The sequence below is a fragment of the Burkholderia sp. LMG 13014 genome, assembly GCF_905232215.1.
Classification (GTDB): Bacteria; Pseudomonadota; Gammaproteobacteria; order Burkholderiales; family Burkholderiaceae; genus Burkholderia.
In genome coordinates, this window is record NZ_CAJNKE010000607.1 from 1 (window position 1) to 3,458 (window position 3,458).

Consider the following 3,458-nt stretch of genomic DNA (forward strand, 5'->3'; position numbering starts at 1 on the left):
TTACTGCTTTGCCGCGTGCTGCACGTCCTTCGACGCATGCCACACGCGATAGCGCACCTCGAAGCCGTCCGGCACATAGACGACGAGCGGCAGGCGGCTGTTGTAGCGCAGCAGCTGGCCGTCTCCGCGCACCTGCACGAACCGTTGCTGTGGCGCCTGGCCCGGGCACGCCATCAGCGTCGATGCCGGGCCCTTCACGTCGGTGAGCTGATAGTACGTATAGCCCCAGCCCTTCACGTCCTCGGCGGTCAGCTCGCCGCCGAACCACTGCTGGTTGCAGTCGGTCTGCAACGTCTTGCCGATCATCAGTTCGACGCGCGCATCGCCTTCGTTCTCGAGCGCGGGCAGCGCGATCACGACGCGCTGCTGGCCGGCCGCTGCCTGCGGAAACATCTTGATCGACTCGGCCGGCACGGCAGGCGCCGATGCAGGCCCGGCCACGCAGGCGGCGGCAGTCGTCACGCAGAAGGCGGCCAACACGGCACGGATCGCGAATTTCATCGATGTACTCCTGAAAACAAATGAGCCCCGGATGCTAACACTTTCGCCGCACGACCTTACGACGCTGTAATTTGACGACACAATTGCAAACAGCTGGCAATTCGCTTGCGCGGTACTTATAGGGGAACCAACGGAGAACATCATGCTGAAGCTCATTGCTGCCGCCGGCGTAGCGACCCTGCTGGCCGGCTGCGTCGTCGCCCCGGACGCCGGATACGGCTACGGGCAGCCCTACTATTCCGATCCCGGCTACGGGTACGCGCCGTCGCCCGTGTACGGCACGGTCAATATCTGGGGCGGCGGTGGCGGCGGACGCGACTGGGATCGCGGCCGGCGCGATTACCATCGGTGGGACGGCGATCGTGGCAACCGTGGCGATCATGGCGATCGCGGCAACCGCGGCAACGGCTGGGGGCACGGCGACGGGCGCCGCGGCGACTGGAACGATGGCGGCGGAGGCGGCGGCCATCGCCACTGATGCACATTTGCAACTGTTTGTATCCGCGCACGGCCCGCCGACGGCCGATACGTCACGCAGACGAACAGACGCCCGCGCAATAGACCAAGGCCCTCGCATCAAGCGAGGGCCTTTTGTCGTCCACTGCTGAGAAGTGACCGTAGGCGCGGGCCGGCCGGCGCCTACCGTTCACCCGCCGAGCGTTCGCCCGCTTACCAGCCGGCCGGTTGCGCGTAACCGCCCGACACGGGCGCGCCGCACACATACGCGCGCTGGTAGCGGTCGTAGCAATAGTTCGGGCCGTCGTCCTGGTACTGCGCCTGCTGATAGGTCGGGTAGGCAGGTTGCTGGTACGCGGGCGCCTGATAGTACGTCGGCGGCTGATAAGCCGGTGCCTGGTACGCGGGTGCCTGATACACGACGGGCGGATTCATCGCGGACGTCACGATCGCGCCGAGCACCGCGCCGCCGATCAATGCGCCGATGACGGCGCCGCCATCGCGGCCATGCGCGGACGCCGGACCTGCCACGGCAAGCGAACCGGCGAGGACACACACTGCGGCAATTTTTTTCATGATGGACTCCCACGCGAAGTGGTACTGGATGCGATGCATTGTGGCGGCACGCGGCCGTAATAGATGCAGCAAGTGGTAACGCGCGATTACCGGTATCACGCACACCGAAACGCGCCGCCGCCGTGCTACGATTTTCGGCATACAGGAGACGCCTTCATGCAGCCCGAAACCGCCCGTCGTTTCGATACCGAATTCGCCCCGCGCATCGCGCAGGCGATCGCCGCCTTCTTCGCCGAACACGTGCTGACCGACGTCGTCCCGTATGGCGGCCACGGGCACCCGACGTGCGTGCAGATCCGCAGCGCGCCGCACGAGCATGTCAGCGGCTTCGAGCATCCGCTGAACCTCGAGCTGACCTGGGACACCGACGAAATCGAGCGGCTGATGGAGCCGGACGGCCCGCAGCGCTTCGAGCACTACCTGGCCGCGCTGCCGAAAAAGCTGGGCGCATGGCAGGGCGCGCGCGACATCGATCTCCTGTCGCGCACGCAGGCCGCCCCGCTCGTACGGCTCGGCGGCCTCGACTTCGAAGGCTGAGTGCCGGCGTCGCGCAATGCGGCCCGGTGATACACTCGACCGGCCCCGCTCCGGTGCAGTTGCGCCGACCGGGCCGCTCATCGCCGCCTCCACCCTTGCGCATGGTTGCGCCCGCAACCGGCAACCGGGCGCGCGGACAACCACGCATTTGCTCCCGCCATGAACGCCGATACCGGCCTGCCGCTTCCGCAACGCTACTGGGCAATCGTCTGCGTCGCACTGGGCATCACCCTCGCCGTGCTCGACGGCGCCATCGCGAACGTCGCGCTGCCGACCATCGCGCGCGACCTGCACGCATCCGACGCCGCATCGATCTGGATCGTCAACGCGTATCAGCTCGCGGTTACGATCACGCTGCTGCCGCTTGCGTCGCTCGGCGAGCGCATCGGCTATCGCCGCATCTACATCGCGGGACTCGCGCTGTTCACCGCGGCGTCGCTCGGCTGCGCGCTCGCCGGGTCGCTGCCGATGCTGGCCGTGATGCGCGTGATCCAGGGTTTCGGCGCGGCCGGCATCATGAGCGTCAACGCGGCGCTCGTGCGGATGATCTACCCGTCGTCGATGCTCGGGCGCGGGCTGTCGATCAACGCGATGGTGGTGGCGCTGTCGTCGGCGATCGGGCCGACGGTCGCGTCCGCGATCCTGTCGTTCGCGTCGTGGCCGTGGCTGTTCGCGGTCAACGTGCCGATCGGCATCGCCGCGGTATTCGGCAGCCTGCGTGCGCTGCCGTCCAACCCGCTGCACGATGCGCCGTACGATTTCCCGAGCGCGCTGATGAACGCATGCGTGTTCGGGCTGCTGATCACGGCCGTCGACGGCCTCGGCCACGGCGAAGGCCATGCGTACGTCGCGGCCGAGCTGGCCGTCGCGGTCGTCGTCGGCTACTTCTTCGTGAAGCGCCAGTTGTCGCAGCCGGCGCCGCTGCTGCCAGTCGACCTGATGCGCATCCCGATGTTCGCGCTGTCGATCTATACGTCGATGGCGTCGTTCACGTCGCAGATGCTCGCGTTCGTCGCGTTGCCGTTCTGGCTGCAGAACTCGCTCGGCTTCTCGCAGGTCGAGACGGGCCTCTACATGACGCCGTGGCCGCTCGTGATCGTGTTCGCCGCACCGCTCGCGGGCGTGCTGTCGGATCGCTATTCGGCCGGCATCCTCGGCGGGATCGGGCTCGCGCTGTTCGCGGCCGGGCTGCTGTCGCTCGCGACGATCGGCGCGCACCCGGGCACCGTCGACATCGTGTGGCGGATGGCGCTGTGCGGCGCAGGTTTCGGGCTGTTCCAGTCGCCGAACAACCGCGCGATGCTGTCGTCGGCGCCGCGCGAACGCAGCGGCGGTGCGGGTGGCATGCTGAGCACCGCGCGGCTGACCGGGCAGACGCTTGGCGCCGC

5 protein-coding genes are annotated in these 3,458 nt (G+C 67.7%); 3 read left to right on the top strand and 2 right to left on the bottom strand.

What is annotated here, in order from left to right:
* Entirely contained in the window at positions 1 to 501 is a 501-nt protein-coding gene (eco, locus tag JYJ84_RS31750; protein ID WP_122945986.1) for a serine protease inhibitor ecotin, read from the bottom strand.
* A 142-nt stretch (positions 502 to 643) separates the two neighbouring features.
* Here eco and JYJ84_RS31755 point away from each other — a divergent pair, with 142 nt between their 5' ends.
* Positions 644 to 979 (top strand): hypothetical protein, encoded by a 336-nt coding sequence (locus JYJ84_RS31755; protein WP_122945987.1) that lies wholly within the window; start codon positions 644 to 646, stop codon positions 977 to 979.
* Between the two features lie 191 nt (positions 980 to 1,170).
* Here JYJ84_RS31755 and JYJ84_RS31760 read toward each other — a convergent pair whose 3' ends face one another.
* Positions 1,171 to 1,572 carry a hypothetical protein gene (locus JYJ84_RS31760; RefSeq protein ID WP_114177744.1) on the bottom strand — a complete coding sequence of 134 codons (402 nt, stop codon included), beginning with the start codon at positions 1,570 to 1,572 and terminating at the stop codon, positions 1,171 to 1,173.
* A gap of 117 nt (positions 1,573 to 1,689) precedes the next feature.
* Here JYJ84_RS31760 and JYJ84_RS31765 point away from each other — a divergent pair, with 117 nt between their 5' ends.
* Positions 1,690 to 2,070, top strand: a complete 381-nt coding sequence (locus JYJ84_RS31765) for a DUF5594 family protein (protein ID WP_122945988.1) — start codon at positions 1,690 to 1,692, stop codon at positions 2,068 to 2,070.
* A 159-nt stretch (positions 2,071 to 2,229) separates the two neighbouring features.
* Positions 2,230 to 3,458: MFS transporter (locus tag JYJ84_RS31770; protein WP_205189939.1), on the top strand; the 1,229-nt coding region annotated here is incomplete at its 3' end.